The organism is Paenibacillus sp. FSL M8-0212 (assembly GCF_038004645.1).
Taxonomy (GTDB): domain Bacteria; phylum Bacillota; class Bacilli; order Paenibacillales; family Paenibacillaceae; genus Paenibacillus.
Genome location: NZ_JBBORP010000001.1, coordinates 172696 through 197825 on the forward strand (window position 1 = coordinate 172696; position 25130 = coordinate 197825).

The 25130-nt window shown below is 45.4% G+C and carries 25 protein-coding genes and 1 other RNA gene; 8 read left to right on the top strand and 18 right to left on the bottom strand.

Annotation, left to right across the window (positions count from 1 at the left end):
- Nucleotides 1-65: 65 nt before the first annotated feature.
- Nucleotides 66-812: a pseudouridine synthase gene (locus tag MKX68_RS00705; RefSeq protein ID WP_340908388.1), complete on the bottom strand. Its 747-nt coding sequence runs from the start codon at nt 810-812 to the stop codon at nt 66-68.
- The gene (locus MKX68_RS00710; RefSeq protein WP_340908391.1) at nt 809-2503 is read right to left on the bottom strand and encodes an RsmB/NOP family class I SAM-dependent RNA methyltransferase; all 1695 of its coding nucleotides are present in this window, start codon (nt 2501-2503) and stop codon (nt 809-811) included. Before MKX68_RS00710 ends, MKX68_RS00705 begins: the two co-directional genes overlap by 4 nt.
- Nucleotides 2504-2724: 221 nt before the next feature.
- Here MKX68_RS00710 and MKX68_RS00715 point away from each other — a divergent pair, with 221 nt between their 5' ends.
- On the top strand, nt 2725-3273 hold the full coding sequence (locus tag MKX68_RS00715) for a thioredoxin family protein (RefSeq protein WP_036609632.1): 549 nt from the start codon (nt 2725-2727) through the stop codon (nt 3271-3273).
- Between the two features lie 217 nt (nt 3274-3490).
- On the opposite strand, the gene MKX68_RS00720 is transcribed toward MKX68_RS00715, so the two are convergent.
- From MKX68_RS00720 to MKX68_RS00730, 3 genes are all read right to left on the bottom strand, one after another.
- The gene (locus MKX68_RS00720) at nt 3491-3973 is read right to left on the bottom strand and encodes a DUF309 domain-containing protein (protein WP_340908394.1); all 483 of its coding nucleotides are present in this window, start codon (nt 3971-3973) and stop codon (nt 3491-3493) included.
- A complete protein-coding gene (locus MKX68_RS00725) occupies nt 3960-4775 on the bottom strand; it encodes a GTP pyrophosphokinase (protein ID WP_091032183.1) in 816 nt (271 codons plus the stop codon). Before MKX68_RS00725 ends, MKX68_RS00720 begins: the two co-directional genes overlap by 14 nt.
- A gap of 134 nt (nt 4776-4909) precedes the next feature.
- Nucleotides 4910-6007 (bottom strand): quinone-dependent dihydroorotate dehydrogenase, encoded by a 1098-nt coding sequence (locus MKX68_RS00730; RefSeq protein WP_338593635.1) that lies wholly within the window; start codon nt 6005-6007, stop codon nt 4910-4912.
- Nucleotides 6008-6261: 254 nt separating this feature from the next.
- On the opposite strand from MKX68_RS00730, the gene MKX68_RS00735 reads away from it, so the two are divergent.
- Nucleotides 6262-6399, top strand: a complete 138-nt coding sequence (locus tag MKX68_RS00735; RefSeq protein WP_017689367.1) for a hypothetical protein — start codon at nt 6262-6264, stop codon at nt 6397-6399.
- A gap of 42 nt (nt 6400-6441) precedes the next feature.
- Here MKX68_RS00735 and MKX68_RS00740 read toward each other — a convergent pair whose 3' ends face one another.
- The 3 genes from MKX68_RS00740 to MKX68_RS00750 all read right to left on the bottom strand — a co-directional run bounded on the left by MKX68_RS00740 (nt 6442) and on the right by MKX68_RS00750 (nt 9765).
- Entirely contained in the window at nt 6442-7884 is a 1443-nt protein-coding gene (locus tag MKX68_RS00740) for a L,D-transpeptidase family protein (protein WP_340908397.1), read from the bottom strand.
- Between the two features lie 219 nt (nt 7885-8103).
- Nucleotides 8104-8346 carry a ferredoxin gene (locus MKX68_RS00745; RefSeq protein ID WP_091032191.1) on the bottom strand — a complete coding sequence of 81 codons (243 nt, stop codon included), beginning with the start codon at nt 8344-8346 and terminating at the stop codon, nt 8104-8106.
- Between the two features lie 117 nt (nt 8347-8463).
- Complete coding sequence (locus MKX68_RS00750; protein ID WP_340915237.1) at nt 8464-9765, bottom strand: DNA polymerase IV; 1302 nt, start codon at nt 9763-9765, stop codon at nt 8464-8466.
- Between the two features lie 533 nt (nt 9766-10298).
- Between MKX68_RS00750 and cimA the strand changes: the two genes are divergently transcribed.
- Nucleotides 10299-11918 carry a citramalate synthase gene (gene cimA, locus MKX68_RS00755; RefSeq protein WP_091017507.1) on the top strand — a complete coding sequence of 540 codons (1620 nt, stop codon included), beginning with the start codon at nt 10299-10301 and terminating at the stop codon, nt 11916-11918.
- Nucleotides 11919-12000: 82 nt separating this feature from the next.
- Here cimA and MKX68_RS00760 read toward each other — a convergent pair whose 3' ends face one another.
- Nucleotides 12001-12552: a TlpA disulfide reductase family protein gene (locus MKX68_RS00760; protein WP_338593625.1), complete on the bottom strand. Its 552-nt coding sequence runs from the start codon at nt 12550-12552 to the stop codon at nt 12001-12003.
- A 227-nt stretch (nt 12553-12779) separates the two neighbouring features.
- On the opposite strand from MKX68_RS00760, the gene MKX68_RS00765 reads away from it, so the two are divergent.
- On the top strand, nt 12780-13271 hold the full coding sequence (locus tag MKX68_RS00765) for a M67 family metallopeptidase (RefSeq protein ID WP_340908404.1): 492 nt from the start codon (nt 12780-12782) through the stop codon (nt 13269-13271).
- On the opposite strand, the gene MKX68_RS00770 is transcribed toward MKX68_RS00765, so the two are convergent.
- Genes MKX68_RS00770 through MKX68_RS00780 form a run of 3 tightly spaced genes read right to left on the bottom strand, consistent with a single transcriptional unit; the run spans nt 13257 to nt 16518 of the window.
- Nucleotides 13257-13994, bottom strand: a complete 738-nt coding sequence (locus MKX68_RS00770) for an exonuclease domain-containing protein (protein ID WP_339784739.1) — start codon at nt 13992-13994, stop codon at nt 13257-13259. The two genes, MKX68_RS00765 and MKX68_RS00770, sit on opposite strands and share 15 nt — an antisense overlap.
- Nucleotides 13991-15076, bottom strand: coding sequence for a DUF294 nucleotidyltransferase-like domain-containing protein (locus MKX68_RS00775; protein ID WP_445671099.1), 1086 nt, complete (start codon nt 15074-15076; stop codon nt 13991-13993). Before MKX68_RS00775 ends, MKX68_RS00770 begins: the two co-directional genes overlap by 4 nt.
- A 41-nt stretch (nt 15077-15117) precedes the next feature.
- Complete coding sequence (locus MKX68_RS00780) at nt 15118-16518, bottom strand: ammonium transporter (protein WP_036609643.1); 1401 nt, start codon at nt 16516-16518, stop codon at nt 15118-15120.
- A gap of 351 nt (nt 16519-16869) precedes the next feature.
- On the opposite strand from MKX68_RS00780, the gene MKX68_RS00785 reads away from it, so the two are divergent.
- Together MKX68_RS00785 and MKX68_RS00790 are read left to right on the top strand one after the other, a co-directional pair.
- Entirely contained in the window at nt 16870-17298 is a 429-nt protein-coding gene (locus MKX68_RS00785; RefSeq protein ID WP_017689377.1) for a MerR family transcriptional regulator, read from the top strand.
- A 28-nt stretch (nt 17299-17326) separates the two neighbouring features.
- A complete protein-coding gene (locus tag MKX68_RS00790; protein ID WP_338593613.1) occupies nt 17327-18007 on the top strand; it encodes a zinc metallopeptidase in 681 nt (226 codons plus the stop codon).
- Between the two features lie 43 nt (nt 18008-18050).
- Here MKX68_RS00790 and MKX68_RS00795 read toward each other — a convergent pair whose 3' ends face one another.
- Complete coding sequence (locus MKX68_RS00795) at nt 18051-18962, bottom strand: LysR family transcriptional regulator (protein ID WP_036609648.1); 912 nt, start codon at nt 18960-18962, stop codon at nt 18051-18053.
- A gap of 69 nt (nt 18963-19031) precedes the next feature.
- Nucleotides 19032-19658, bottom strand: a complete 627-nt coding sequence (locus MKX68_RS00800) for a rhomboid family intramembrane serine protease (RefSeq protein WP_036609651.1) — start codon at nt 19656-19658, stop codon at nt 19032-19034.
- A 148-nt stretch (nt 19659-19806) separates the two neighbouring features.
- Here MKX68_RS00800 and tpx point away from each other — a divergent pair, with 148 nt between their 5' ends.
- On the top strand, nt 19807-20325 hold the full coding sequence (tpx, locus tag MKX68_RS00805; protein WP_036609653.1) for a thiol peroxidase: 519 nt from the start codon (nt 19807-19809) through the stop codon (nt 20323-20325).
- 72 nt (nt 20326-20397) lie between these two features.
- Here tpx and MKX68_RS00810 read toward each other — a convergent pair whose 3' ends face one another.
- From MKX68_RS00810 to MKX68_RS00825, 4 genes are all read right to left on the bottom strand, one after another.
- Nucleotides 20398-20790 (bottom strand): DUF1499 domain-containing protein, encoded by a 393-nt coding sequence (locus MKX68_RS00810; RefSeq protein ID WP_017689382.1) that lies wholly within the window; start codon nt 20788-20790, stop codon nt 20398-20400.
- 182 nt (nt 20791-20972) lie between these two features.
- A non-coding RNA gene (gene ssrS, locus MKX68_RS00815) (6S RNA) lies at nt 20973-21164 on the bottom strand.
- A gap of 51 nt (nt 21165-21215) precedes the next feature.
- Nucleotides 21216-22028 (bottom strand): YesL family protein, encoded by an 813-nt coding sequence (locus tag MKX68_RS00820; protein WP_036609655.1) that lies wholly within the window; start codon nt 22026-22028, stop codon nt 21216-21218.
- A 217-nt stretch (nt 22029-22245) separates the two neighbouring features.
- A complete protein-coding gene (locus MKX68_RS00825; RefSeq protein WP_091017518.1) occupies nt 22246-23841 on the bottom strand; it encodes a DEAD/DEAH box helicase in 1596 nt (531 codons plus the stop codon).
- A 305-nt stretch (nt 23842-24146) separates the two neighbouring features.
- Here MKX68_RS00825 and MKX68_RS00830 point away from each other — a divergent pair, with 305 nt between their 5' ends.
- Entirely contained in the window at nt 24147-24968 is an 822-nt protein-coding gene (locus MKX68_RS00830; protein WP_091017520.1) for a YitT family protein, read from the top strand.
- Nucleotides 24969-25130 lie beyond the last annotated feature (162 nt).

The window sequence follows — 25130 nt, forward strand, 5'->3', positions numbered from 1 at the left end:
GTTTAGTATCGGGGCTTCGCTTCCCTCCACAACTCCCTGCTCCGCTTCGCGAAGGACGGGAGCTTTTACTTCCGCAGAAGGCTCAACTCATCTGCGGTTAGTTCACGATAGCTTCCGATAGCAAGATCGGAAGCTAGTTCCAGCTCACCCATGGCTACGCGTTTCAGATAAATCACTCGCTTGCCTACCGCCTGAAACATACGTTTTACCTGGTGAAATTTCCCTTCGTGAATAATAAGCGAGATCGACGAGATCATGCCTTCTTCCGTTTCTTCCTGACCAAGTATAGTCAGTTGGGCCGGCAGCGTTTCGTATCCGTCATCCAATTGAATGCCCGCCTTGAAACGTTGCACATCCGCTTCATCCACATTTCCCAGAACACGAGCTTCATAGGTTTTGGGTACATGTTTGCGTGGAGATAACAGATCATGGGCAAGTGGACCGTCATTCGTAAGAATGAGCAGTCCCTCCGTATCCTTATCCAGTCGTCCCACAGGAAACGGATTGAAGACCCGATCCTCTTTGCGTAGCAGATCCAGTACCGTCTTATCTCTATTATCCTCGGTAGCAGACACAACACCCGGAGGTTTATGCAGCATCAGATAGATCATCTCCCGATACACAATCCGCTCTCCATCGGCTTCAATGACGTTGACCTCGGGATTCACCTGTACACCACTGTCTTTCACCGCTTTGCCGTCCACATGGATTCTGCCTTGTTTCACCATCTTTTTAAGTTCACTTCGTGTTCCTACACCCATATGGCTTAATATTTTGTCCAGACGCAACGTTTGTTTGCCTTTTCCACTCATACCGATGTCCACCTCCAGCCTGCCGGATATTCATTCTTCAGTACACCATCCAGCCATTTTCCCCAGCCAGCAGCATAACCATCTACACATACAAGAACGTACCCTTTGGCAAACGTATCCGCCTTGAGCACCACTCGTTCTTCTTCAATATTTAACGTTTCACCCTTGAGGTACCTCACAGCCTCGCCATCAGCAGATGACAGATTCACGCTTCGCCGTGCTTCAGATGCATTCAGAGCACAAGCAAGCGGGTGGGACGGGACAAATCTTCCATTCTTGATCGTTCCCATAAACCAGCCTGGTCGAATGACTTTCAGTCCCTCCAACCGAGCTGCACCAACCGAGGATTGATACACACGATCTCCGTAACATACCGTTTCTCCAGTTAACTCAATCTCCAATTGTTCTTTCATAAACTGAGTGTAGATCGCAACCGGATCAATACTTGCCGGATCAGCTCCACGTCCCTGACCCCGTTCCGATTTACGTCCGCCGTGATCTTTACCTTTTTTGCTCTGTTTACCCGAATTCTTGCCACCAGCCTGTCTGTCATGGGACTCTCGGGATTCAATTCGCAATAAACGTTCCTTTTTGCGATCAGCCTTGGTCATAGCAATTGAAGAAGCAGCAATAGAGTGATCCTTGTTCCCCTCTACTTCAATCCTGGACACATCCACGACCTGTCCATACTCCATTGCTCCTTCTTTAACTACTCCAGGTTGATCTGTTTCTAATTCTTGCCCTACACGATGCTGTAATACAGCGACATAATGTCCTTCCCCTTCCAAAAGGTGAGGCCACAATCTTGCGGTACCACGCGTTTGATCCAGCACAGCTTCCGTCTCATCGGCCTTCTCAGGCATCATCTGACGTACCCATTCCGGACGTCCTGGAGCGAACCCTGTCTCATCAGGAATGTCCATTACTACGAAATCATGGTTTACATTCAGGAACTCCGCAATCATCGCTTCATTTTCCTCCGGTGCAAAGGTACAGGTCGAGTATACAATCGTACCTCCCGGAGCCAGCAATCGTGCCGCAGTTTCAAGAATATCGCGCTGCATGAGTACACATTTTTCCACCGAATGATGTTCCCACGATTTCACCATGTCTTCATCCTTGCGGAACATACCTTCACCTGAACAAGGCGCATCGATTAATACTTTGTCAAAATAATGCGGAAATGCATTTGCGATCCGCTCTGGCGACTCATTCAAAACAACGGCGTTCCGCACCCCGTACAATTCCACGTTCTTGGCCAGTGCTTTTGTGCGTTCAGCATGGATATCGTTCGTCACAAGTACACCCTTGCCTTGCAGCTTTGCAGCAATCTGTGTTGTTTTCCCTCCCGGAGCAGCACACAGATCAAGCACGCGATCTCCAGGCTCCACCTGCAATAATTCAACTGGAGCCATTGCACTTGGTTCCTGTATATAATACAGGCCTGCATGATAATAAGGGTGCAGCCCCGGTTTAACACCATGAGGTACATAGAATCCTGTCTCACACCACGGAATAGGTCTTAGATCAAACGGAGCAATCTCATCGAATTGTTCCATCGATATTTTTAACGTATTCACTCTCAGTCCCGCATGGGGAGACTGTTCATACGATTTCATAAATTGTTCAAACTCATCACCCAGCAAACTTTTCATTCGCTCAGCAAATATCAAAGGTAACTTTACACCCATATTCCCACTCATCCTGTCTTGGTAAGATTGCAATATCGTTTTATTTTATCATATCCAAGCTTTGCTTTCCTATCATATCGTATCTATTCCACTACAGCGTGTAATGTAGTATAATGGCAAGTAGATTGATTCCTGAGCAAAAATTCGGGTGTTTATGCATATAATCCCAACCTTTATTTTTGCCCAAACTATATTTCGATATGATCGATGGGGGATGTCCAATGAAATCCAAGAAGAAAAAGAAAAGTGCTGCGATCCTTATATTCCTGGGTATTTTAATCATTATGATTGCAGCACTGGTTGTCGTAGACCAGCAATCCAAGAAACAGATGGATTCAGTCGAAAATGCTTATGGCATCGCTGCTTCCAAGCTTAATCCAGCTACACGCGAGCTACTGAGTGATCCCAACTATCAACAAATTATTGTACCCACTGATCTCAAAGCCAAAATCGATAACAAAGACAGCTTTTTTGTTTATTTCTTTGCTTCCGACTGCTCGCACTGCCGTGCAACAACACCTCAGTTGATGCCACTGGTTGACAGTGAAGGTATTGAGCTTCCGCAGTTCAATCTGCGTGAATTCGAAGCAGGATGGACCGATTACAATATCGAGTTCACACCTACACTCGTCTATTATGAGGCTGGTGTCGAGAAAGACCGTATGGTTGGCGGACTGAAAGAGAATGGCAGTGACCAAGGCTACACACTGGATGATTACAAACAATTTTTCCAAAAATATAAAGGCAGTGCCGCTCCTTCGGCAAGCTAACTGATAGATCCGTTTCCACAAGTATCTACAATCAGGTATTTGTATCACCGACACTGTTCTGTTGAAGGACAGGCTGTGCCACCTGCAATCATCTGAATATGACGCAACATTCAAAAACACCCCGATCTTTCCCTTTACAGGAATCGTCGGGGTGTTTCATATACATGGAACTTCATATCCATGGGATGCTCATTTGGATGTTAACGCTGATTACGGCTTAACTTTTACCCTGATCCATCGCCTTCATCTTCTCTTCGTATATTCGCCCTCTGGTAGGACTGCGCCGTTGCGGAATATTAGGTTTTAGCTCAAGCGATCTTCTAGATATCTCTTGTTCTAAGACCTCATCAACAATTCGTATGGACAAATCCCTGTAAGTCACAGACTGAACATCTGATTGGGACAGTTCCTTCACGATTTCCTGTACATCCCGTACCAAAGTCCCAAGGTCAATGCCCAGAATTGTAGCAGGATAAGGTTCCAGAAGATCAAGTGAGCTCTGTAACATCATCGTTCCTCCGCGGAGATTGCCATTCCTGAAGTGGTATAAACCAACCGCAATTTGCAACAACCCTTTATAGAGAGAATCCCGGTTACGTTCAAGCCACAATTCTTCCAGCACCTCATGGCACTCGAAATAATCCTGATCCCGATTGAAGTAGATTAAGTAGTCAATGTACAGTGGCTCATAGATGCTCATCCGGGTTTTCGCCCTTTCTGGCGTTGTTCAGAAGTTTCTTCACGTCATCCAGCAAATCTTTGAGCCCTTCCATATCATGCCGTTCCCAGTAATCGTTAAAACGCTTCTGAGCTTCAATCGCTTCACTGACAAGGTGGTAGAAGTATAATTGATGAATGATATTCAATGTTCTTGACACGATATTGGAATCATCCTCAAATGCCTTCTGCGCCTCCAAAATCTGTAGACGAATTGCAGACATCTCATTATCCAGTACAAAAGCGGCCTCAGCTGTTTTTTTCAGCCTGGCTCGCATGTCATCCGGTAAGCTCTCCCGGAATTTGTAACTCAGAGAATGTTCAATGGTAGCCCAGAAATTCATGGCAAGTGTCCGGATCTGAATCTCGGCTAATACGATCTTTTGTCCCAGAGCCGTCTGAACGGGATACTCAATAATCATATGGAAGCTGCGATAACCGCTCTCTTTGAAATTCGTAATATAATCTTTCTCAATGAGTACCGTGAGATCCTTGCGGCCTCGAATGTATTCGGCAACCCGACGGATATCATCTACGAATTGGCACATGATACGGATACCTGCAATATCCTCAATGCCTGTCTCCACGTCATCAAGCGACACATTCAGTCGTCTGGATTTCTCCAGAATACTGGATATTTTTTTGACACGACCGGTAACGAATTCAATCGGGGCATACTCTTCCCGTTTTTTCAGCTCCGCCCGCATTGTCTTAAACTTGACTTTTAATTCCTCTACCGCTTGTTCATAAGGAAGTAAAAATGTACCCCAGTCTCTACCGTCCATGCTTATGCCTCCTGTCTCTATAGCGTCCCCTGTTCTATTCCATTATACATGATGTTTGGTGGGGGGAAGAGTCCCGAACCATTTTACGCTCTTCCATGCTTCTATATTTTCAATCCGGGGATCCACATTCCTTCTTAACGATGCTCCGCACCAACCGCTTCAGAGATATGACGATAACCGTCCTTGCGCAATAACTCACGCAGTCCGGCATGAATACGCCGATTCACCTCAGGTCCTTCGTAGATTAATGCTGTATATATTTCGACCAGACTTGCTCCGGCTTTAATTTTCTCATAAGCATCCTCACTTGTGAAAATACCACCTGAACCGATGATCGGAAGTTTGCCTTCGGTCTGGCGATAGATCTGGCGAATAATCTCCGTAGAACGCTCACGCAGAGGTTTACCGCTCAGACCGCCAGTCTCTTTTGCATGTTGGTGGGAAAGTCCTGTACGACTGATGGTTGTGTTCGTTGCAATAATGCCAGCAACACCGCTGTCTGCAATTGTGCGAACCATATATTCAAGTTCCTGATCATTCACATCCGGTGCGATCTTCACCAGAACGGATTTGGCCGCTCCGCCCGCTCGTGCATGCTGCACGTTCATCTCGTTCATAACCGCAGCGAGCAGTTCCTTCAATTCATTCCCATGTTGCAGATTACGCAAATCCGGTGTATTTGGTGAACTGATATTAACCACGAACAGATCAGCATAATCGTATAGTGCCTGAATGCACTTCGAATAGTCCAAGTGAGCTTCCTCATTAGACGTTGCCTTATTCTTGCCGATGTTAACAGCCACTGGAATACGCCGATCCTGTAGACGTGAAAGTTCTCCTGCCATGGCTTCCGCACCCAGATTGTTGAAGCCCATTCGGTTCACCAAAGCCTCATCTGGAGGCAAACGGAACAGTCGTGGTTGATCGTTACCTGGTTGTGCAAGTGGTGTCACGGTTCCCACTTCCATGAATCCAAATCCGATGGAAGAAAAGCCCGTTACGGCCTGCCCGTTTTTGTCCAGACCCGCAGCCAGACCAACAGGTGTAGGGAAATGACACCCAAACATGTCAACAGCCAGATCAGACGTTTCACGAACGCCGTACATCACACGTAGTCCGGAAGGAACCGGACGGATGCTACCCACGCCACTAAGGCCGCCAATAATCAGATGATGGGCCTGTTCAGGGTCCATTTTGAACAACAAAGGTTTAGCAAGACTTCTGTATAACAAATCACTCACTCCGTTCTGGTCCGGTACGCCAAAAAGCCGTTGTCCGTCTTTTCATATGTAAAAAACACTCTACACACAAGTCTATCTGTTTCTTATTAAAAAGGAAAGTAGTTTGCGCATAGACAGCACAAATCGAATAATACAAAATGCTCACAAGAAATCCACCCGCCCACTGGAAATGACGAGTTGAATTCTTTACAATGAGAGCATGGTTACTCTACACCAGTTCTATTCCAAATAAGGAGGAATAACTCATGGCTCCCAAACGTAAACCACCTGCATTACAGCAAAAGAAAGAAGAAGTGAATCGCAAAGCCATTGCATGGACAGCAGCCAGTGTAGGCGGCTTGATCATCATCATTGGTGCTCTTATCATTATTGCCAACATGTAGATGATTCAGGCTGAATCCATCTGATTCTACATATCAAACAGATCAATTCAGCCAGTGATACGTTTTGTTCGGATTATTCTGCTTTGGAACAAGCGTATGCTGATAACGCTGCTTTGCTTCTGGAACAAGCGTCAGATCTGGCAGTACATCTTCTCCAATGCGTACCGGAGTGCCTTGCGGAGCAAGAGCGAATAACTCTTCTACATCTCCTGTACGCATTCTCACACATCCAAGGGACTCATCCAGTCCGATACTGTCTGGCTCGTTGGTCCCATGGATGGCATAATTTGTATTCGAGAGCTGCATACCTCTGCTTCCAAACTCACCGTTCGAGCGCCCATTCGGATTGACCACTTTATCTGTGATGATAAATGAACCCTCCGGGGTTCGATCACCGCCTAGTCCCACATCATACATACGAACAATGGTATCTCCACTAATTAATGCAAGTTTATGTTTATCCTTATCAATGACAATCTCCAGCAGTTCCTGCAAAAAAGGCTGACCTCCCAGCGTATCTGCAAAAGCGGCATTTTTGCCTTGAGACGAATTCGAAGATGTTGAACCGTTCTCTTTACCGCTCGCTTCGCTCTTTCCTTCCTGTGCCTTTCCTTGATGCAAAGCTAACAGCTTCGGAAACATCTCGGTCATCCCTGGCGCAGTCTCGCCCAGAATATTATTCGGAAATGGCTGGGCCATTTGCGTTACACTCTTGGGCCAAGCGTCATTTTTTTTGCGATAGGCAACGATTGCACTTGATAATGATGCAGCCGCTTCCTGCTTGGCGGTCCACGCCATAGCCATCTTTTTGATTTTCGGCGTGACTTCAGGAGGTTCACAGTTACATTGCTTGGCATCATAACTCTGTGCAGTTAATTTACCTTTTGTATTGGTTTGTACTATGTATTTCACAGGCATATTTCGCTTCCACAAAGACCAGTCATCCGAGGTTTGCATACCCAGTACAGCAGAGGTCTCTACTTTTGGGCCAGACCCGGACCAGGCAGCTGCGAGCGCAGTCTCGCCATCGTTGCCTCCACCAAATGCCGCAGCAGTAAACACATTACTTGGTGGCGCGGATGCAGTCACAGCCTGTTTATCCGCTTCTATAGGCGCTTCGATGTCATCTGTGGATTCCAGTGCTGCTGACAGTGCGTCGGCCGCTTCACGACTGAACCCCGGAGCGTCCGCAGGTGGCAGACCTGCCAGCACAAGCAGCATGAACAACGTAAGCCACATTTTGCGTCTACGTTGTTTTTTCTCTTTTTGCTCAGACATCTCCACCAGTTTCTCCTGATAGTCTACCCAGATGTCAGCAGGAGCTTTACTGCGTTCAAATGCTTCGTAAACCTCGCCCGCTTGCTGAAAACAATAATTGGCTTTGGCCTCCTGTCCTTCGCCCAAATACTCCTTTCCAAGCAAGTACCAAGCCATTTTATTGTCGGGATGTTTCTTGACATATGTTCTTAGATGAGTATTTTGCATCCGATCCTCCACTATTTCGCCTTTTTCCGTATATCCATATATATCGGCATAACATGGCGTTGAATCCATAGGACTTGAGTACCCGGTGGAAAAAAGGGTTTTCGACAATAATCGTCCTTGATCCACAGGTCATAAGATCACAGTTAAATGAAAACAAAAAAAGCACCTTCCCTTGTCGTAAAGACAAAAGAAAGTGCTCTGTGTTCATGCAAGAAATACTTAACCCTCTTTATTAAAAGGCTCATCCGCTACTTTAATTGAATCTGTAGGGCAGCCATCGCATGCATCCTGCATATCGTCAAACAAGTCGTCTGGAATAGCTTTGATACCATGGTTAGCATCGCCGTCAAAGATAACTTCTGCCAAACCTTCATCATCGTAATCGTAGATGTCAGGAGCTGTTGCTCCACAAGCGCCACATGCGATGCATGTGTCTTTTTCAACCCAAGTATATTTACTCATTTACATTCTCTCCTCCTAAAATTCGAAACGTACAGTGTTTTTATCTAGAAACATATTAATACAAAGTAAGGATAATTACAAATCATTTTGCAACCACAAGTCTCTATTATCCCTTATTTAATCAAGACTTTGCAAGTTATCTTTTTGCAGGGAAGTACCGCGCACTTTATGATTGCGAAGCAGCACGGAAGGATCATCTCCAAGCATGCCAGCGGTCACAACAGCATTCTCACCAAATTTATCACGTAACTGATCCATAATCCGAATCAGATTGTCCTTCTTGGGCTTCTGCTCATATTCGAACAAGTCCATCTGCACAGCGGATTCTTCTCTTGGAATCAGGTTTTGAAGTGTCACACCCAGCATACGGACAGGCTTGCCACTACCCCAATGCTTCTCAAATAGTTTACAGGCTTCACGGTAAATGACCGTCGCATCCTCCGTAGGAACTTCCATTAGACGTGATCGGGTGATTGTCTTCATATCCGGTGTGCGGATCGTAATCTGAATACCCTGGCTGAACATTTCGTGCTTGCGCAATCTTCTGGCTACCTGGTCACTTATATTGAGGAATACCCGATGAATCTCATTCATATCCGATACATCCGCCGGTAGAGTGGTTGTATGCCCAATGGATTTATTAGCTTCCCGTTCCGCGTGAACTGCGGAATGGTTAATGCCATTCGCAGAATTTTTGAGCCATGTTCCATTAACTCCGAATAGTTCGGTCAACATGTTCTCGTCCGACTTGGCCAATTGACCAATCGTTTCAACGCCCAGTTTTTTCAGCTTTTCAGCCGTTTTTTTGCCAATACCAAACATCTCGTTGCATGGTCTGTGCCAAAGAATCCGGGGTACGTCCCTCATGCGTAAAATGGAGATACCGTTCGGTTTTTTCAGATCCGAAGCCATTTTCGCCAATAATTTGTTGGGTGCAATGCCAATGGAACATGGCAGCCCCAATTCATCCTTGATTCTACGCTGAATGCTCTCCGCAATCTCCATTGGATTCCCGAATTGCCTTGAACCTGTAATATCAAGATAACATTCATCAATGGACGTTGCCTCAAGTTGAGGGGTATAACTATACGCAATCTGCATGAAAGCTCTTGAATATTGACGATATAAATGAAAATCAGGACGAATCACAATGAGATCAGGGCACTTTTTCATGGCTTGGTGAACAACCATGCCTGTTGAGATGCCTCGATTACGAGCGGCATATGAGCAGGTTACAATTACACCCTTTCGCAGTTCACTGCTGCCCGCAACGGCCGTTGCTTTTCCTCTATATAAATCTGGTTCCTCGGCTTCATGTACAGAGCAGTAGAAAGCATTCATATCGACATGCAGAATTACCCGTCCGGCTGTAGGGTAGTATTGATCCACATTCGCTGGAGGATTGCCGTCTGAAGACATCATGAACCCCCGCCCTTTCATGCACACTAATTAATGAAACGTAATTCGCTTTCTTCTATAGTATATCAAACCCGTTATGTAAATTCAGTCACGGGCTTTTATTTTCTGCGAGAATTGATTAAAGATCGAATAATCAGCCAACCAACACTCACAAAAAGGATCAAAGTGATCAAGGCAATAATCGTATTTTCCCATATAAAAGTCAAAATCAACCCTCCTTTTCTTCCATATATTCCAATTAAAACTCAATAATAGATTATAACATACATCCGGATTATGATTAACATCCTTCTTTTTGCTCTAAAATCCGTTAATTGTTACATGAAACTGCGATTTCTATGTAGCATTTGGCTATAATGGTGCTATAATAATTAATTATACAAATTGACGACTTTAGGACAAATCAGCACATTGAGTTTAACACAGTGTAGCGTTGCCGAATCGAAGGATTCGCGCACTAACGTACTTAACAGCTTTTCCCAACTTACAATCCAAACTTTTAAAAGAGCGCTTTATCTCAAAGGAGGATCTTCATGTCAAAGGCCATTTCCATCTTCGATACGACTTTACGTGACGGCACACAAGGGGAGGGTGTCAGCTTATCGGCAGACGACAAACTCAAAATTGCCAAGAAGCTTGATGACCTGGGTGTCCATTATATTGAAGGCGGAATTCCCGGCAGCAATACCAAGGACATCGAGTTTTTCAAAAGAGTCAAGGAATTAAACCTGAACGCAAAGGTTGTTGCTTTTGGCAGCACCCGCCGTAAAGGCAGCGTTGCTAGTGAAGACGCCAACCTGAAGCGCATGATCGAATCTGGTGCTCAGGCTGCAACCCTGGTCGGTAAATCATGGGACTTCCATGTACATACCGCTTTGCAGACTACTTTGGAAGAAAACTTGTCCATGATCTATGATTCCATCGCCTATCTGAAACAGAATGGCATGGAAGTGATCTTTGATGCAGAACACTTCTTTGACGGATTCAAACATAATCCGGAGTATGCTCAAGCTGTCTTGACCAAGGCTCACGAGGCTGGCGCGGACTGGCTCGTCATGTGTGATACCAATGGCGGGACGATGCCAAACGAGGTACATGAGATCGTATCCACACTGCATAGAAGCCTGCCTCATGCACATCTCGGCATCCATACACATAATGATTGTGAACTGGCTGTAGCCAACACACTCAGCGCTGTACAAGCCGGAGCCCGTCAGGTTCAAGGAACGATGAACGGTTATGGGGAGCGTTGCGGTAACGCCAATCTCGCATCCATTATCCCGAACCTGCAACTGAAACTTGGTTATGAATGTGTTACTGAAGATTCCATGAGACAACTTACAAACGTGGCTCGTTATGTTAGCGAGATTGCCAATGTAAATATGCCGATTAATCAGCCTTATGTCGGCAATGCTGCTTTTGCTCACAAAGGTGGGATTCACGTCTCTGCCATTCTGCGGGATTCACGTACCTATGAACACATCGTGCCTGAACTGGTTGGTAACAAGCAACGTGTACTGGTCTCGGAACTTGCCGGGCAAAGTAACATTGTATCCAAAGCTCAGGAACTGGGGCTTGAGTTCGATCCAAGCAGTGCCAATTCACGTCAGATTATTGAGAAGATCAAAGACCTGGAGCATCAGGGTTACCAGTTCGAAGGTGCTGATGCTTCGCTTGAATTGTTAATTCGTGAAGCGAACGGTGACATGAAAGAATTGTTCACGTTTGAATCATTCAAAATGCTTGTGGAGAAAACGGCGGGCAAATCCGTTGTTTCTGAAGCTTTTGTCAAACTTAATGTAGCTGGAACAAGTGTGTATACCGCTGCTGAAGGTAACGGTCCGGTGAACGCACTCGATAACGCCCTTCGGAAAGCGCTGGTACAATATTTCCCTTCACTTGCCAACATGCATCTGTCGGACTACAAAGTACGTGTACTGGATGAGAAAGATGCCACAGCCGCCAAAGTTCGTGTATTGATCGAATCCAAAAATACGGAGAACACATGGAACACTGTCGGTGTATCCGAGAACGTAATTGAAGCAAGTTGGGAAGCTCTTGTACACAGTTTCCGCTATGCTTTGCTTCAAGAAAAATTGCAGGATGAGCCGGGCACACTCCCTATTCCTGCTCATGGGATAAGCAACCACTAATAACGCTTATTTCCCGGAAAATATAAAGAAGCCTCTGCATCCATGAACCATGGATGCAGAGGCTTCTTTGTTTACATGAAAATTAATTTGCAACTAGCTCTTTAATCTTACGTTCCAACTCTTTTTCGGGCAGTATGCCCAGAACAATCTCCTGTATAACTCCTCTGGAGTCAATCAGAACATTCGTTGGAAAAGCCACCCCATTGTATTGAGCGTACACTGTCCCCTTCTCATCCAAGGGAATAGGGAATGTCAGTTGGTACTCATCCACAAAAGCTTTGGCATCTTTGAGTTTATCGTATGAAGTTACATTAACCCCATACATGTCAAGCTTATCCTTGTATTTCGCAGCCATTCTGTTCAGCTCTGGAGCTTCCTGCTTACACGGCTCACACCAGGATGCCCAGAAACTGACGAATGTGGCCTTATCTTTGGCACCGCCCACACTGTACGTTTTCCCATCCATTGCTGTCAGAGAAAAAGCAGGCGCCAGAAGACCCGCACGTGGTCCCGTCTCTGTAGGCATCGGTTCTTCCTGCTTAAAGACAGCTGCAATGCCGTCACCCGCATTCTGGGCCAGTGCAATACCAACCAGCAAGACAACACCAAGGAGTATGTATATGTTTCGTTTCATAACCAGCCACCCTTTTATATAATTAGCATATTTGAAACTGAAACAGTAATTTCTGCACATGCTAAGTGTTTATCACGCTCTATCACAGTTCACCAGAACATGATTGCCAAATGTTCTCTTTATTATTGTACCCTTTTCCTTTAAAATTTTACAATCCACATTACAGAAAATAAAATGAAAAAGGACTCCTGCCTAAGCAGGAGCCAAAGAGAGAGGGGTGAATACAAATGGCAGCACTTCACGGGCAGCAAAACGTCTTCTACATCCCTTCTGCCGTAGAACAAGAGATGTCAAAGCACATGTTCCTTTCGCTGCCGCAAGAAGCCTGCGGGGTTATGCTGGGTGAAACCGCAGCGGGCGGTATACGAATCAGTCGGTTTCAGCCCATTCGTAACGTAGCACCTGACCCGCTGCACCATTTTACTCTGGATGATGCCGAATGGATTCGGTGCGTATTCTCCGAGCCTAAGCTCATTGGTATCTTCCATTCTCATCCGCAGACCAGGCCTGTTCCTTCCTTAGAGGACTTGCAAGCTCTTCCGGCCTTCGCCGGTTTGCTTCAGATGTACCTCATCGGCTCACCCGACCTAACAAGTGGGTCGCGATCTCATATGCATTTGAACGGTTATCTGATTGAACCCTCGAAGAAACCGCAAGATCCGGCACACCGCGTTGTGCCTTCATACAATCTGCTTCCCGTTCCGTTATGCGTGACTTAGCTGGGTATACAAATCACCCAAGGTCTCCACATTTTTACGCATCATGTCCTCCAGATAACAGGACCATAACTGTGCAGTCATTTTTGAATCTTCCAGTGCATGATGACGTCCATGGATCGGAATCCCTCTGGATTCCAGCAATTCATCCAGACCATACCCCGGCCTGCTCGGTTCAAGCCAGCGGGCCAACATCATCGTATCAATTAAACGATGTGTCAGTCTTACCTTTGAAGTCCGCCACAGAGCTGCATTCAGAAAAGCACGGTCATGCGCACTTGCGTGTGCAATCAGAACATTTCCACCTACAAAAGACATGAAATCATGCAGCCCTTCCAGCAAAGTTGGTGCGTCAAGCGTCATCTCCTGCGTAATACCTGTAAGTTCAGTAATATGTTCCGGAACCGCAGTCTTGGACTGCACCACCGTATAGAACTGCTCCCCTTCCAGTACCGCACCACCATGTATACGGACCGCACCAAATGAGATAATCTCATCCCCATGCTGGGGCGAAAAACCCGTCGTTTCCAGATCAAATACAACTGCGTCAAGCTCATTTAGAGGCGTATGCAGAACCTCAGGTCTGCGCTGTTCTCTCATCATAGAGCGGATAAACGCCATGTGTTGCGCCGTAGGGGCTCCCATAATGGAAGCGATGGCGGAAGGAACCCCTCCCTGACGCAGCGAATTCCAGAATCCTGTATTGCCCCTTGCCGGCTCTCTCATGGACGTCTCCTTTCTGCAAAACGCAACTGTCTTTGCAAAGCACGATGCACTCGTCGTACCAACCCGAGCGTATCCCTGAGCTCATAATGAATTTGCTTTTGTTTCATCTGTTTCTCATCCAGGAACCCACTGCTATGTTGCAAATCCCCTTGGATGACAACCGGTGTACTTCTGCGAAATTTCAAAGCGGCTAAAAAGGCTCGCTGGCTTGCATCCAGTAATGTAAACGGAACAGCTTCAAGTGTTGTCAGTCTCTCCATTCTTTTTAACGTGGATGACTCCTTGATCCCATGTTGCAAAGCCAAATAACGGGCACTGTTCACCAGCGGAATGTACAATCCATACTTGACATCAAATCCGCCTGCATGTTCACCAAATCGTTCAGTAACCACACGTCCAAGTACATTTAATGTAGCTTTATGTTTAACCGTATTGCGAAGAACTGCATCCGAAAGTTCAGGAACCAGTCTGAACTGTTCATAAAAACTCGTGATCCATTCCTCTGCCAGACTTTGCTCACCTGCAACAAAACGCATGTCTGAAGCAATAATCAGATTACGAACAGGCTCCCAATTCAGATCCGAGCTCCAATCTGCTAATTGTTGCTTCCATGACGCCAGCGTTTTTCTCCAGAGTGGCTCAGAGCACATGACTTTGCCTTCGCATTTGGCGTAACCAAGCTCTTCCAACATATCCGTCATTCGCTGTCCGAGCTGAGCAAAATATTCCTCTTTACCTTCATGCGGAGTATCGCTAATGATCATGCCATTATCCTGATCACTCCATAACGTTGCTTCTTCCCTGCCGGAACTGCCAAATACGATAAAGGCATAGGGGACGGGAGGTTGGCCGAAGCCTTCCTCAACCATCCCCTGAATGCATAACTCTACTGCTTTCCGTGCAATCCGGTCATGCAGTTCATTTACCGTTTGGTACCACTCGATCGGCGACAAGGAAGCGGACAACAATTCCTGGAGCTCGTTCTGTAATATCACACGTGCCTGACGCAGTTCTTGAGAAGACACCGCACTATCGATTCCCTGATAAGAGCAGGAATAGTTTGTATACGAGATGGGTTCCATCATGTCAAGCCTCCTTGAAGCATGATTCAGCATCATTCACCTCAGGAGCTGAACGTACCACCATTGGATTTAGAATCTACATTTTTCATTTGTTCAGGGTATCCGTAAGTACCATGCTCACTGATATCCAGACCCATTGTTTCTTCTTCTTCAGTAACACGGATGCCCATGATTGCTTTCATTCCGCCCAGAATAATGAAGGACATTACCAGTACGAAGGCAAAAGCACCTGCCAGACCGAGAAGCTGTACGCCCAATTGGTGGAATCCACCGCCATAGAACAGACCCGCTTGACCTACACCAGCATTCTCGGCAAGTTCAGGAGTAGCGAACAAGCCCGTGGAGATCGCACCCCACATACCCGCAATACCATGCACGGAGAAAGCGTAGATTGGATCGTCAATTCCTTTACGATCGAAGTACTGTGCTGTGAAGAATGTGATGATACCCGCCAGAGCACCGATAACCAGCGCTGCCCAAGGTTCAACGAATGCACATGCTCCTGTAATTGCAACGAGTGCCGCAAGCACACCGTTTAACATGCTAGGAATATCAGACTTACCAAGTACTGCCCATGAGATCAACAGCGCAGCAACACCACCGGCTGCAGCAGCTACGTTAGTAGTTAATGCAACATAACCGAAGAATCCATCCCCCATGGCAGATAATGTACTACCTGGGTTGAATCCGAACCAACCGATCCAGAGGATAATAACCCCGAGTACGGAATACACTTGGTTGTGACCTGGAATGATGTTAGGTTTGCCGTCTTTGTTATATTTACCAATACGTGGTTTCAACAAGATGGTCGCTACCAATGCTGCAGTCGCACCAGTCAAGTGAACAACCGTCGATCCTGCAAAGTCTTGCATACCCAGCTCAGCCAACCAGCCGCCGCCCCATACCCAGTGAGCAACAACCGGATACATGATAATGGTATAAAGAGTACCGAAAACAATATATACGCTCATCTTTGCACGTTCAGCCATACCACCGCAGGCAATGGCCAGAGATACCGCCGCAAAGGCGAGGTGGAATACGAATTTAATAGTCAGTGGAACATCGGAGAAAGCCAGTGATTCGAAGGAAGCAGCCATCTTGTCACCACTCAGGAAGAATCCTGTTGTTCCAAAGAAGCTGTTACCATTACCGAAACCAAGACCGAAACCCAAAGCCCAGAAGGCAATAACTGAAATTCCCAATGTCAGGATGGTCTTACCCGCAATGTGTCCTGCATTCTTCATTCGTGTTGAACCCGCTTCGAGTAAAGCAAATCCCCCTTGCATCAAGAACACCAGTACAACAGCCAGAAACGTAAAGGCTGAGTTCAAACCACTTTGAAGTTCAATGTTAGTCGGACCCTCCGCAGCCGCAAATGCGCTGACCGGAAAAGCGAACAAAGTAAGCATTACTAACATGGAAACCAACCATTTCTTTCTCATATACCCCACTCCCTCTTATGTTAAGTTTCTTCACATAACGTGAAACTCTTAATGTCATTATAAGCAGAAGAGAGGAAAGTTGACAAGAGTATTTTCATCAAAACTGAAAATTATTTCTGGGAATAAAGTCATACGTCTTTTTCTTGCACTTAAGTACATAATCACATTCTATGAGTACATAGATATAGAAATGCAGTATGCTGATTGCCAAAGCATAACGTTTGACTGTACGGTTAAAGATCATGTATCATACTTATTAGTAAGAAAATTGGGCGTAGTCTAGAAATTCACAAGTGGAAACTACAATTCCCTACATTTGAACTTGCAAGCGAGGTGAATATCATTGGGGATATGAAACTTTTTCGGATTGGCGAACTCGCCAAGACCGCTGGTGTTAGTGAACGGACGATTGATTATTACACAAAGCTTGGACTAATCGCTCCCGAAGAACGTACACAAAAAAATTATCGTCTCTATAGTAATGAAACTTTAACGAGGCTTGAACGTATTGTACAGATGAAACAAGAGAAGTATAGTCTCGACGAGATTAAGCAATCTCTTGAGAAGTGGCGTCTGGTTAGTACAGAAGAACAAGTTGCCAGCAAATTAACAACACTGGAGCTTCACGTACAACAACTTGAGCGAGAGGTTAACGAACTCAAACCGCTACTTGGAGAGATGAAACCTGTACAAGCACGTAAAATGATGGCAGGACTCCTCACCAAAAGTGCCGGCACAATGGAGGCACTAAAAATCTTGCTTGAGAACACCATGATGTAGCTTATTTTTAGAAAGCGGAGGAATGAATATGAGTTTTAATAACGGTATGTTCGTATTGATCATTATCGCCTTTTTGCTCTCTTTATGGGCGCAATTTCGCGTTAAAGGTACGTTTAGACGTTGGTCGGAGGTACCGAACCAGAACGGAATGACTGGTTACGATGCTGCTCGCCAGATGCTTGATGCTAACGGCCTGCACGATGTTCCAATTGAACCTGTACGCGGCACGCTCTCTGATCACTATGATCCGATCAATCGGGTTGTACGTTTATCAGAACCAGTATATTACGAAAACTCAATCTCAGCTGTTTCGGTAGCGTGTCACGAAGTTGGCCACGCCATTCAGCATAAAGAAAGTTACCCGATGCTGGCACTGCGTCACCGGATCTTCCCAATTGTGAACTTTGCATCCGGATTAGCTCCATTCCTGTTGATTGCAGGATTTCTCTTCAATGCCATGAACCTTGTAGGTATCGGTATCATCTTCTTCTCCGTAACTGTAGCATTCCAACTCATCACTTTACCGGTTGAGTTCAATGCAAGTAATCGTGCCAGAGAGATTATGGTATCCGAAGGGTACATCCGTAATGAAGAAGAAAAAGGTGTTGCAAAAGTTCTGAATGCCGCAGCCTTGACTTACGTTGCTGCCGCGTTGATTTCACTGCTTGAGTTGATTCGTTACATCGGAATCTTCAACAGCCGCGATTAATTGGATACTTAATACAACAAAAACAAAAAACAATACCCCACCGTTAATCGGATGGGGTATTGTTTTGTTGTAAACCGAAATAATCAAGCAAGAATGAACGAAAGGACTGAGCAACCAGCGGCAGTTTATCATGCGCACGATGAATTAACCCGATAGTTCGCGTTACTTTTGGATGGGAGATAGCCACATGTGCCGGTTGCAACGGATTCGTCTGGAATAACGCCATCTCAGGCAGCAGACTGACCCCCATGCCCGCAGCGACCAATCCGCGGATGGTGTCGGTCTCTTCCCCTTCAAAAGCGATCTTAGGTGTAAAACCAGCTTCCAGACAGGCATGCCACACAATAGGACGAAGAGAATAACCTTTGCTGAATAATACAAATTTATCATCCTTGAGCTGTTCAAGTGCAATTGTCTCTTCACCAGCTAACGGGTGATTAGGAGGAAGGATGGCATGTAATTCTTCCGTGAGTACAATATCACCATCTACTTGATCATGCTTCTCTGGAAAAGGAGAAATAAATGCCAAGTCTACCTCTCCGGATAACACATCACGAATCAGTGTAGGGAACATCCCCTGCTTGAATCTGAATTTCACGTTGGGGTAGCGCTGACGGAAAGCAGCCACCACGGAAGGAATGAGATGAATCCCCAGGCTATGTGGAAATCCAATTCGAATCTCTCCATGCTCCGGGTCCAGAAACTCATGAACCTCCCCAACTGCCTTGTCCAAATCTTTTAATATGCCTTCAATTCGTTTGCAAAAAAGCTGCCCCACTGCAGTCAACTGCAGATTTCGCCCCTTTTGCATAAAAAGATCCACGCCCAGTTCTTCTTCCAGCTGATGAATCTGACGACTCACCGCCGACTGTGCCACATGCAACTCTTCAGCAGCCTGTGTTACATGTTCCTTCTGTGCTACTTTCAAAAAGTAATGCAACTGTCTTAATTCCACTCGCCTGATCGCTCCAATCTGTTATACCCTACTTATCCTTGATTGCATTCCATCTTGAGAACGTTCTGACTACCGCTTTAAGCTGCGAGGTTTCCACAATCTGATCAACAGTCCGTAAATAAAGAATCCACCCAACAATCCGCCGAGGTGTGCCATCCAATTGATGCCTGACATGGCGAAGGAGAATATGATTCCGAACAAAAGCAATGTGTACATCGTTTTGCGCGAAGCCTCGTCCATCATCGTTCGCTGGAACAGTGCTACATACAGGAACGCACCATAGACGGCATAGATCGCTCCTGAAGCCCCTACCGAGATGGTAATGCTCCCAACCGAGTTGTACCATGCAACAGCAAGAATATTACCCAATACACCGCCACCCAGGTACAATACACCATACCTTACCGACCCGAGCAACCGTTCCATCGGTGGTGCAAATACGATTAACGCAAAGCTGTTAAATAATAAATGACTGAAGCCCGCATGCAGGAACATGGATGTAATGTAACGCCACCATTCATGTGCGAACAGTTCATGATTCGTAAGTGCCCCGAATTTCAACAGCACCATATTGTTCGTTGATCCACCGTTCACCGTTAACACAATAAACATGACTACATTGGCAATTAAAAAAAGCGACGTCAAAGGGAAATACTTCAAATAACCTTTCCAGTTCTCATAGCGAATAAATATCATAAATTTCTTCTTTCACTCCACCCTGTTCAGATCGGACTTACATCTCTGATCCATCGTAATGGTACATGTCCGAATTGGACAATGCCTTTCATAAAAGATTATAATGGATTTTGGCACGGATCACCAATTTATAAGGAGGAACATTATTATGACACAAGAACGTACAGGCGCAGCCACATTTAAAGGCAACCCTATTACATTGATCGGACCCGAACTGAAAGTGGGCGATCAAGCACCTGATTTTACCCTGAGCAAAAACCTGGTTGAGGATGCTTCCCTGAAGGACTTCGCAGGCAAAATCAAATTAATCAGCGTTGTTCCTTCCCTGGATACTGGCGTATGCGATGCGCAAACTCGTCGTTTCAACGTGGAAGCTGGAGAACTCGGAGACAATGTTGTTGTCTTGACAGTAAGCGTTGACCTTCCGTTCGCTCAAGCACGTTGGTGTGGAGCAGCTGGTGTTGACCGCGTAGTTACATTGTCAGACTACAAAACACGTTCTTTCGGTGAAGACTACGGCGTTCTGATCAAAGAATTCCAACTCGACATGCGCTCCATTTTTGTTTTGGATGCCGAAGACCGGATTACATATGTGGAGTATTTGCCTGAAATGACAGACTCCCCTAACTTCGAACAAGCAATTGCTGCTGTAAAAGCTTTGCTGTAGAAGTTATCATACGTTCAGAACAAAAGCGAGGAAGGTTAACCTTCACTCGCTTTTTGTTATTTATCATCTATTTCAATCATTTGCTTTATACTTGCTTAGCTTTTTATCAAGTACAGAGAATAAATTCATAATCGTGCGATAATTGGAACCCAAGTCTCCAAGTGAACCACGTGAAGCTGAATACATATCCACCGCACTACGAACAGGACTTACCGAGATAATGGAAACTGTAATATCCATCGTCCGTCCAAAGGTAGTCCGCTTCTCCAGAATAACTTCTCCAACAGAAGGCACTTCATGCAGCACTTTATAACCCGGAATCTTTTTGAGTGTCGAAGAGACCTCTTCCCAAGCTCTGTCTTTGGATAAGTTATAATACCGTGTTTTTAATTTGGGATCCTTGGCTCGATCGCTGGTCCCCTCCATGCTGCGGATGATACCGACGAGCGTTCTCTTTAAGGTCAAGACCCTTCCTCCTTTGAATGTAACCGTTCCATTTATGTATCTTAGTGTAACATTGTTCAAGTAGTAACAAAAGGGCAAGCATCATATTTATCGTAAAACCAATCAAAAACATTCATCACAACTTAAAAACACCCTGAAATTCCTTCGAAAGAGGAAAAGTCAGGGTGCTGTACATGAAGATTTAGGAACCCGCCTATGCCGTCCGGCTACATTGTCTTATGAACCTGCTTGGCAGGTGGGTGACCGCAAAAATGCTTTTTGAAGTCCCCATGTCGTATAGACAGGGCTTTTCAGCAACATTCTGTGTTGATCTCCCGAAGACATCATCATTGGTTCAAAACAACGAATAACCGAAACGTACATCGCAGGATGTACAATTATTATATCCCTAACTGTGTAAAAAGTAAATGGCGATCCATCATGTTTTATTTTTGCAATGTAATGTTTTTGTCGTCTGATGGCTCAGGTGTTTCACCATTCTCTGCTGATTGTTCAGCCAGCGCGGCAGCTTCCTCTTCTTCCTTCTTCAGCTGCATCTTCTCCATCTGCTCCTGCATCTTGTTGAAGGTTGCGTAGAAGTTAAAGAATGCGAACCAAGCAATGATGCTGATAATGAAGAAAACGAACAAGACCGGATAACGGAAACCGATGTAGAACAACAATCCACTTCCCAGCAATGTGGAAAATACACGGAATGGTCTGATCAGCGTAAGCAATACCGCGTTTTTGATAATGAGTCCGATGGACATATGATAGTGTACAACCATCGAGAAAAAGTTAAAGAGTGATACAAATAACAAGAGAAGCAGTACTAGCATAATGATTCCCACGAGCTGCATGTTGCGGAACTGCGTCATGTAAACTGTATAATCCAGATACATAATCGCGAACAGCAGTGTGTAAAAAATGCCCCCAATTAAACTTTGCTTGTAGTTTTCCTTGTAACCTACAAAGAAAGTACGGAAGATCGGTACATCCGTATCGCCCATATTCCATTTACGAACAACCGTAAACAGCGCCGAAGTCGCCGGGAACAGTGTAAGCGGTGCCACAATAGCTATAGCCCAGTTCATTTGCAATGATTCGTTTGCGAGGTTCTGCTGCATCACGAGCAGTTTCATAATCAAGAAAAACAAGAACGGAGACGAACAAATAGCCCACAACAGATTGGTTGCGGCCAGTCTCGTAATCCACTCTGTAAGCCGGTAGATCCCACCCATAGCTCCTTTAAATTCCAAACATTTCTCCTCCTCTGCAGCCTTGCGTATTACCTGAAGTCTAATATTAATATACCTTATTATAGATAGGAAAAGCCAGTACTTCCCGAAAAGAGATCGTCATTGTCCTTAACTAGCGCTTCTAGCCGCTTCTGGCAGTGAAATAAATGATGCAGTAATTTTGAAAATAAAAAAATGGAGCAGTTGCCCGCTCCATTTATCAGATTATACGTTTATATTACTCGAAAGAAGAATCTTTCGCTGGACGACGTCCTTCGTTACTGCTTGGACGCGGTTTGCGGTCACGGTTGTAACCACCTTCTCTGCTTCCACCGCCAGTGCTGCTGCCGCTGTTACGATCACGGTTGTAACCGCCACGTCCGCCGCCACTGCTGTTGCGATCGCGGTTGTAACCACCACCACTGCCGCCGCTACCACTTGTGCGGTTACCGCTGTAACCTGATGGTTTACGTCCGCCAGAGCGAACATCCGGTTTACGACGTTTTGCACGAATTGGATCTTCAGGAGTCAGATCAACTTGAGCATCTTTCTTGTCACCTGTCAGGAGCTTCAGTGCAGCCGACAACAGTTGAACAGAATCATATTGCTCAAGCATTTGAATCGCAATACCTTTGTATTCGTTCAGTTCGCCTGATTGTACGATTTCCAGCAAGCGCTCTGCTGTCAAACGTTGTTTACCTTCAACCGCTTCTGCCATTGTTGGCAGTGGTTTACGTGGAATACGGTGACGTGTTACACGCTCGATGAAGTGCAAGTGATCAATCTCACGTGGTGTAACGAAGGACCAAGCAGCTCCCTCTTTACCCGCACGACCTGTACGACCGATACGGTGAACATAGCTCTCCGGATCTTGCGGAAGGTCAAAGTTAACAACGTGAGTTACGCCAGATACGTCGAGACCACGTGCAGCCACGTCTGTTGCAACGAGAACGTCAATGCTGCCGTCACGGAACTTACGCATTACCGCATCACGTTGATTCTGGGACAGGTCACCATGAAGACCGTCTGCAGAATATCCACGTTTTTGCAAAGCTTCAGCCAATTCGTCAACACGACGTTTTGTACGTCCGAATACGATCGCAAGTTCAGGAGATTCCATATCCAACAAACGGCTCAATGCTTCGAATTTTTGACGCTCAGGTACTTCGATATAGGATTGGTCAATCAATGGTGCACTAACATGTTTCGGAATCACAGAAATGTGTTCAGGATTGTTCAAGAATTGTTGTGCCAATTTTTGAATGTTAGGAGGCATTGTTGCTGAGAACAGCATGGTTTGGCGCTCGTCTGGAACTTGTTTCAGGATGGATTGGATATCCTCCATGAAACCCATGTCGAGCATTTCATCTGCTTCATCCAGTACAACAGTTTGTACATCATCTAGTTTGATTGTTTTGCGGTTGATGTGGTCAAGGAGACGTCCAGGTGTACCAATGATGATCTGTGGTTTTCTTTTCAGTGCACGGATTTGACGCACGATATCTTGTCCGCCGTAGATTGGCAGGGAGCGAAGACCTTTGAAGCGAGTGAGTTTTTCAATTTCTTCAGCAACTTGAATGGCAAGTTCACGTGTAGGTGCCATAATAAGGGCGCGGATTTTCTCATCACTTTTTGTGATTTTGCTGATCAACGGAATACCGAATGCAGCTGTTTTACCCGTACCTGTTTGAGCTTGACCAATCAAATCTCTGCCTTCGAGTGCCAAAGGAATCGCTTTGGATTGGATCGGTGTTGCTTCTTCAAACCCGAGCTCAGTGATGGCTTGCAGCACCAGTGGTTCAAGATTGAAATCTGTAAAGTTTAAATTTGTCAAAATTATTCATGCTCCTTTTATATGGTGGACATGGTGGACAATCCACTTTGTTGTCTGTATTCTTAAGTAGCGTTAATATTTATAGGGTATCCCAACGGGACGGATTATTTTCACTAACGAATATAATTCCATGAATGGGTCCCCAACATAAGACTAAAACTACATACATGTGTTTGAAACATTTCAAAATTTTATTGCTCCATTTAGGAAAAGTTTCCTACTCAAGAATATCCACAAATTATTATATCACAAAACAATTCAAGATTACCAGCAATCTGGTTTTAAATATAAATGAGGTGATTAAATTGCCCAAAATAATTTGGCACTCTTTAGTGATCATTTTGGGTGCTGCAGCTATTGCCTGCGGCTTCAACTGGTTTTTGGTCCCCCATCAGCTTTTAAGCGGCGGGGTGTCCGGTATTTCAATGCTTCTGGGTTATTTTACAACGTTGAATCTTAGTATAATGTATTTTGTTCTTAACATTCCCCTGCTCATTGCAGGTTGGTTTATTCTTGGACGACGCTTCATTACATTAAGTATTCTTTCGGTAGCAGCCACTTCTTGGTTCATTGCGCTTCTGCCTGTTTTTGCTGTGGCTACAGACCCTTTACTTAGTTCTGTATTTGGCGGTGTGCTTATTGGAATGGGTACTGGTGTTTCCTTCCGAGTTGGCGGCTCCACAGGAGGACTCGACATTGTTGGGTCCATTTTCACGCGAAAACGAGACTTTCCGATTGGTACAGTGATGGCCGGCATGAACGGTTCGATCATTATGCTTGCAGGATACCTGAGTGACAATTGGAATACAGCCTTGGCCTCCATGGTATCCATCTACATTACAGGCAAAGTGCTTGACCTGATCCATATCAGTCACGTCAAAGTAACACTGTACATTATTACCAACGAAACCGAAGCCATGTTAAAAAAATTACTTGTTCGGCCTCGTGGAGTTACCAAAATTAAGACTCAGGGAGCATACACGGATATTGAGAAGGACATGCTCATGACCGTTACCACCCGCTACGAGTTGGTTGAAATTAAACGTATTATCAAGGATACAGATCCAAACGCTTTTGTTAACATTGTGGAAACGGTTGGTGTTATGGGTTCATTTCGCAGAAGTTGAGACACCTGTACGGTTAACAATTCACAACATTGTGGTATAATAACGGTGTACGGCTCCTAAATATGTTGTATAGCAGGTTCAACCCTTCAATTTCACAGGCCATGTGCTTTCCCGAATCGCGCCGAATGACTTACCATTTTGGAATTCGAGTAGGAAAGGGTG

What these genes read in the sequence shown, in the direction of transcription:
- MKX68_RS00710 (WP_340908391.1), bottom strand. Translation starts at nt 2,503, where the DNA reads ATGGGTGTAAAGTTACCTTTGATATTTGCTGAGCGAATGAAAAGTTTG.
- MKX68_RS00760 (WP_338593625.1), bottom strand. Translation starts at nt 12,552, where the DNA reads ATGAAACGAAACATATACATACTCCTTGGTGTTGTCTTGCTGGTTGGT.
- MKX68_RS00800 (WP_036609651.1), bottom strand. Translation starts at nt 19,658, where the DNA reads ATGATATTTATTCGCTATGAGAACTGGAAAGGTTATTTGAAGTATTTC.
- MKX68_RS00745 (WP_091032191.1), bottom strand. Translation starts at nt 8,346, where the DNA reads ATGAGTAAATATACTTGGGTTGAAAAAGACACATGCATCGCATGTGGC.
- MKX68_RS00735 (WP_017689367.1), top strand. Translation starts at nt 6,262, where the DNA reads ATGGCTCCCAAACGTAAACCACCTGCATTACAGCAAAAGAAAGAAGAA.
- MKX68_RS00780 (WP_036609643.1), bottom strand. Translation starts at nt 16,518, where the DNA reads ATGAGAAAGAAATGGTTGGTTTCCATGTTAGTAATGCTTACTTTGTTC.
- MKX68_RS00720 (WP_340908394.1), bottom strand. Translation starts at nt 3,973, where the DNA reads ATGAGCATCTATGAGCCACTGTACATTGACTACTTAATCTACTTCAAT.
- MKX68_RS00705 (WP_340908388.1), bottom strand. Translation starts at nt 812, where the DNA reads ATGAGTGGAAAAGGCAAACAAACGTTGCGTCTGGACAAAATATTAAGC.
- MKX68_RS00740 (WP_340908397.1), bottom strand. Translation starts at nt 7,884, where the DNA reads ATGCAAAATACTCATCTAAGAACATATGTCAAGAAACATCCCGACAAT.
- MKX68_RS00750 (WP_340915237.1), bottom strand. Translation starts at nt 9,765, where the DNA reads ATGTCTTCAGACGGCAATCCTCCAGCGAATGTGGATCAATACTACCCT.
- MKX68_RS00790 (WP_338593613.1), top strand. Translation starts at nt 17,327, where the DNA reads ATGAGTTTTAATAACGGTATGTTCGTATTGATCATTATCGCCTTTTTG.
- tpx (WP_036609653.1), top strand. Translation starts at nt 19,807, where the DNA reads ATGACACAAGAACGTACAGGCGCAGCCACATTTAAAGGCAACCCTATT.
- MKX68_RS00775 (WP_445671099.1), bottom strand. Translation starts at nt 15,076, where the DNA reads ATGGAACCCATCTCGTATACAAACTATTCCTGCTCTTATCAGGGAATC.
- cimA (WP_091017507.1), top strand. Translation starts at nt 10,299, where the DNA reads ATGTCAAAGGCCATTTCCATCTTCGATACGACTTTACGTGACGGCACA.
- MKX68_RS00715 (WP_036609632.1), top strand. Translation starts at nt 2,725, where the DNA reads ATGAAATCCAAGAAGAAAAAGAAAAGTGCTGCGATCCTTATATTCCTG.
- MKX68_RS00770 (WP_339784739.1), bottom strand. Translation starts at nt 13,994, where the DNA reads ATGAGAGAGCCGGCAAGGGGCAATACAGGATTCTGGAATTCGCTGCGT.
- MKX68_RS00725 (WP_091032183.1), bottom strand. Translation starts at nt 4,775, where the DNA reads ATGGACGGTAGAGACTGGGGTACATTTTTACTTCCTTATGAACAAGCG.
- MKX68_RS00785 (WP_017689377.1), top strand. Translation starts at nt 16,870, where the DNA reads ATGAAACTTTTTCGGATTGGCGAACTCGCCAAGACCGCTGGTGTTAGT.
- MKX68_RS00765 (WP_340908404.1), top strand. Translation starts at nt 12,780, where the DNA reads ATGGCAGCACTTCACGGGCAGCAAAACGTCTTCTACATCCCTTCTGCC.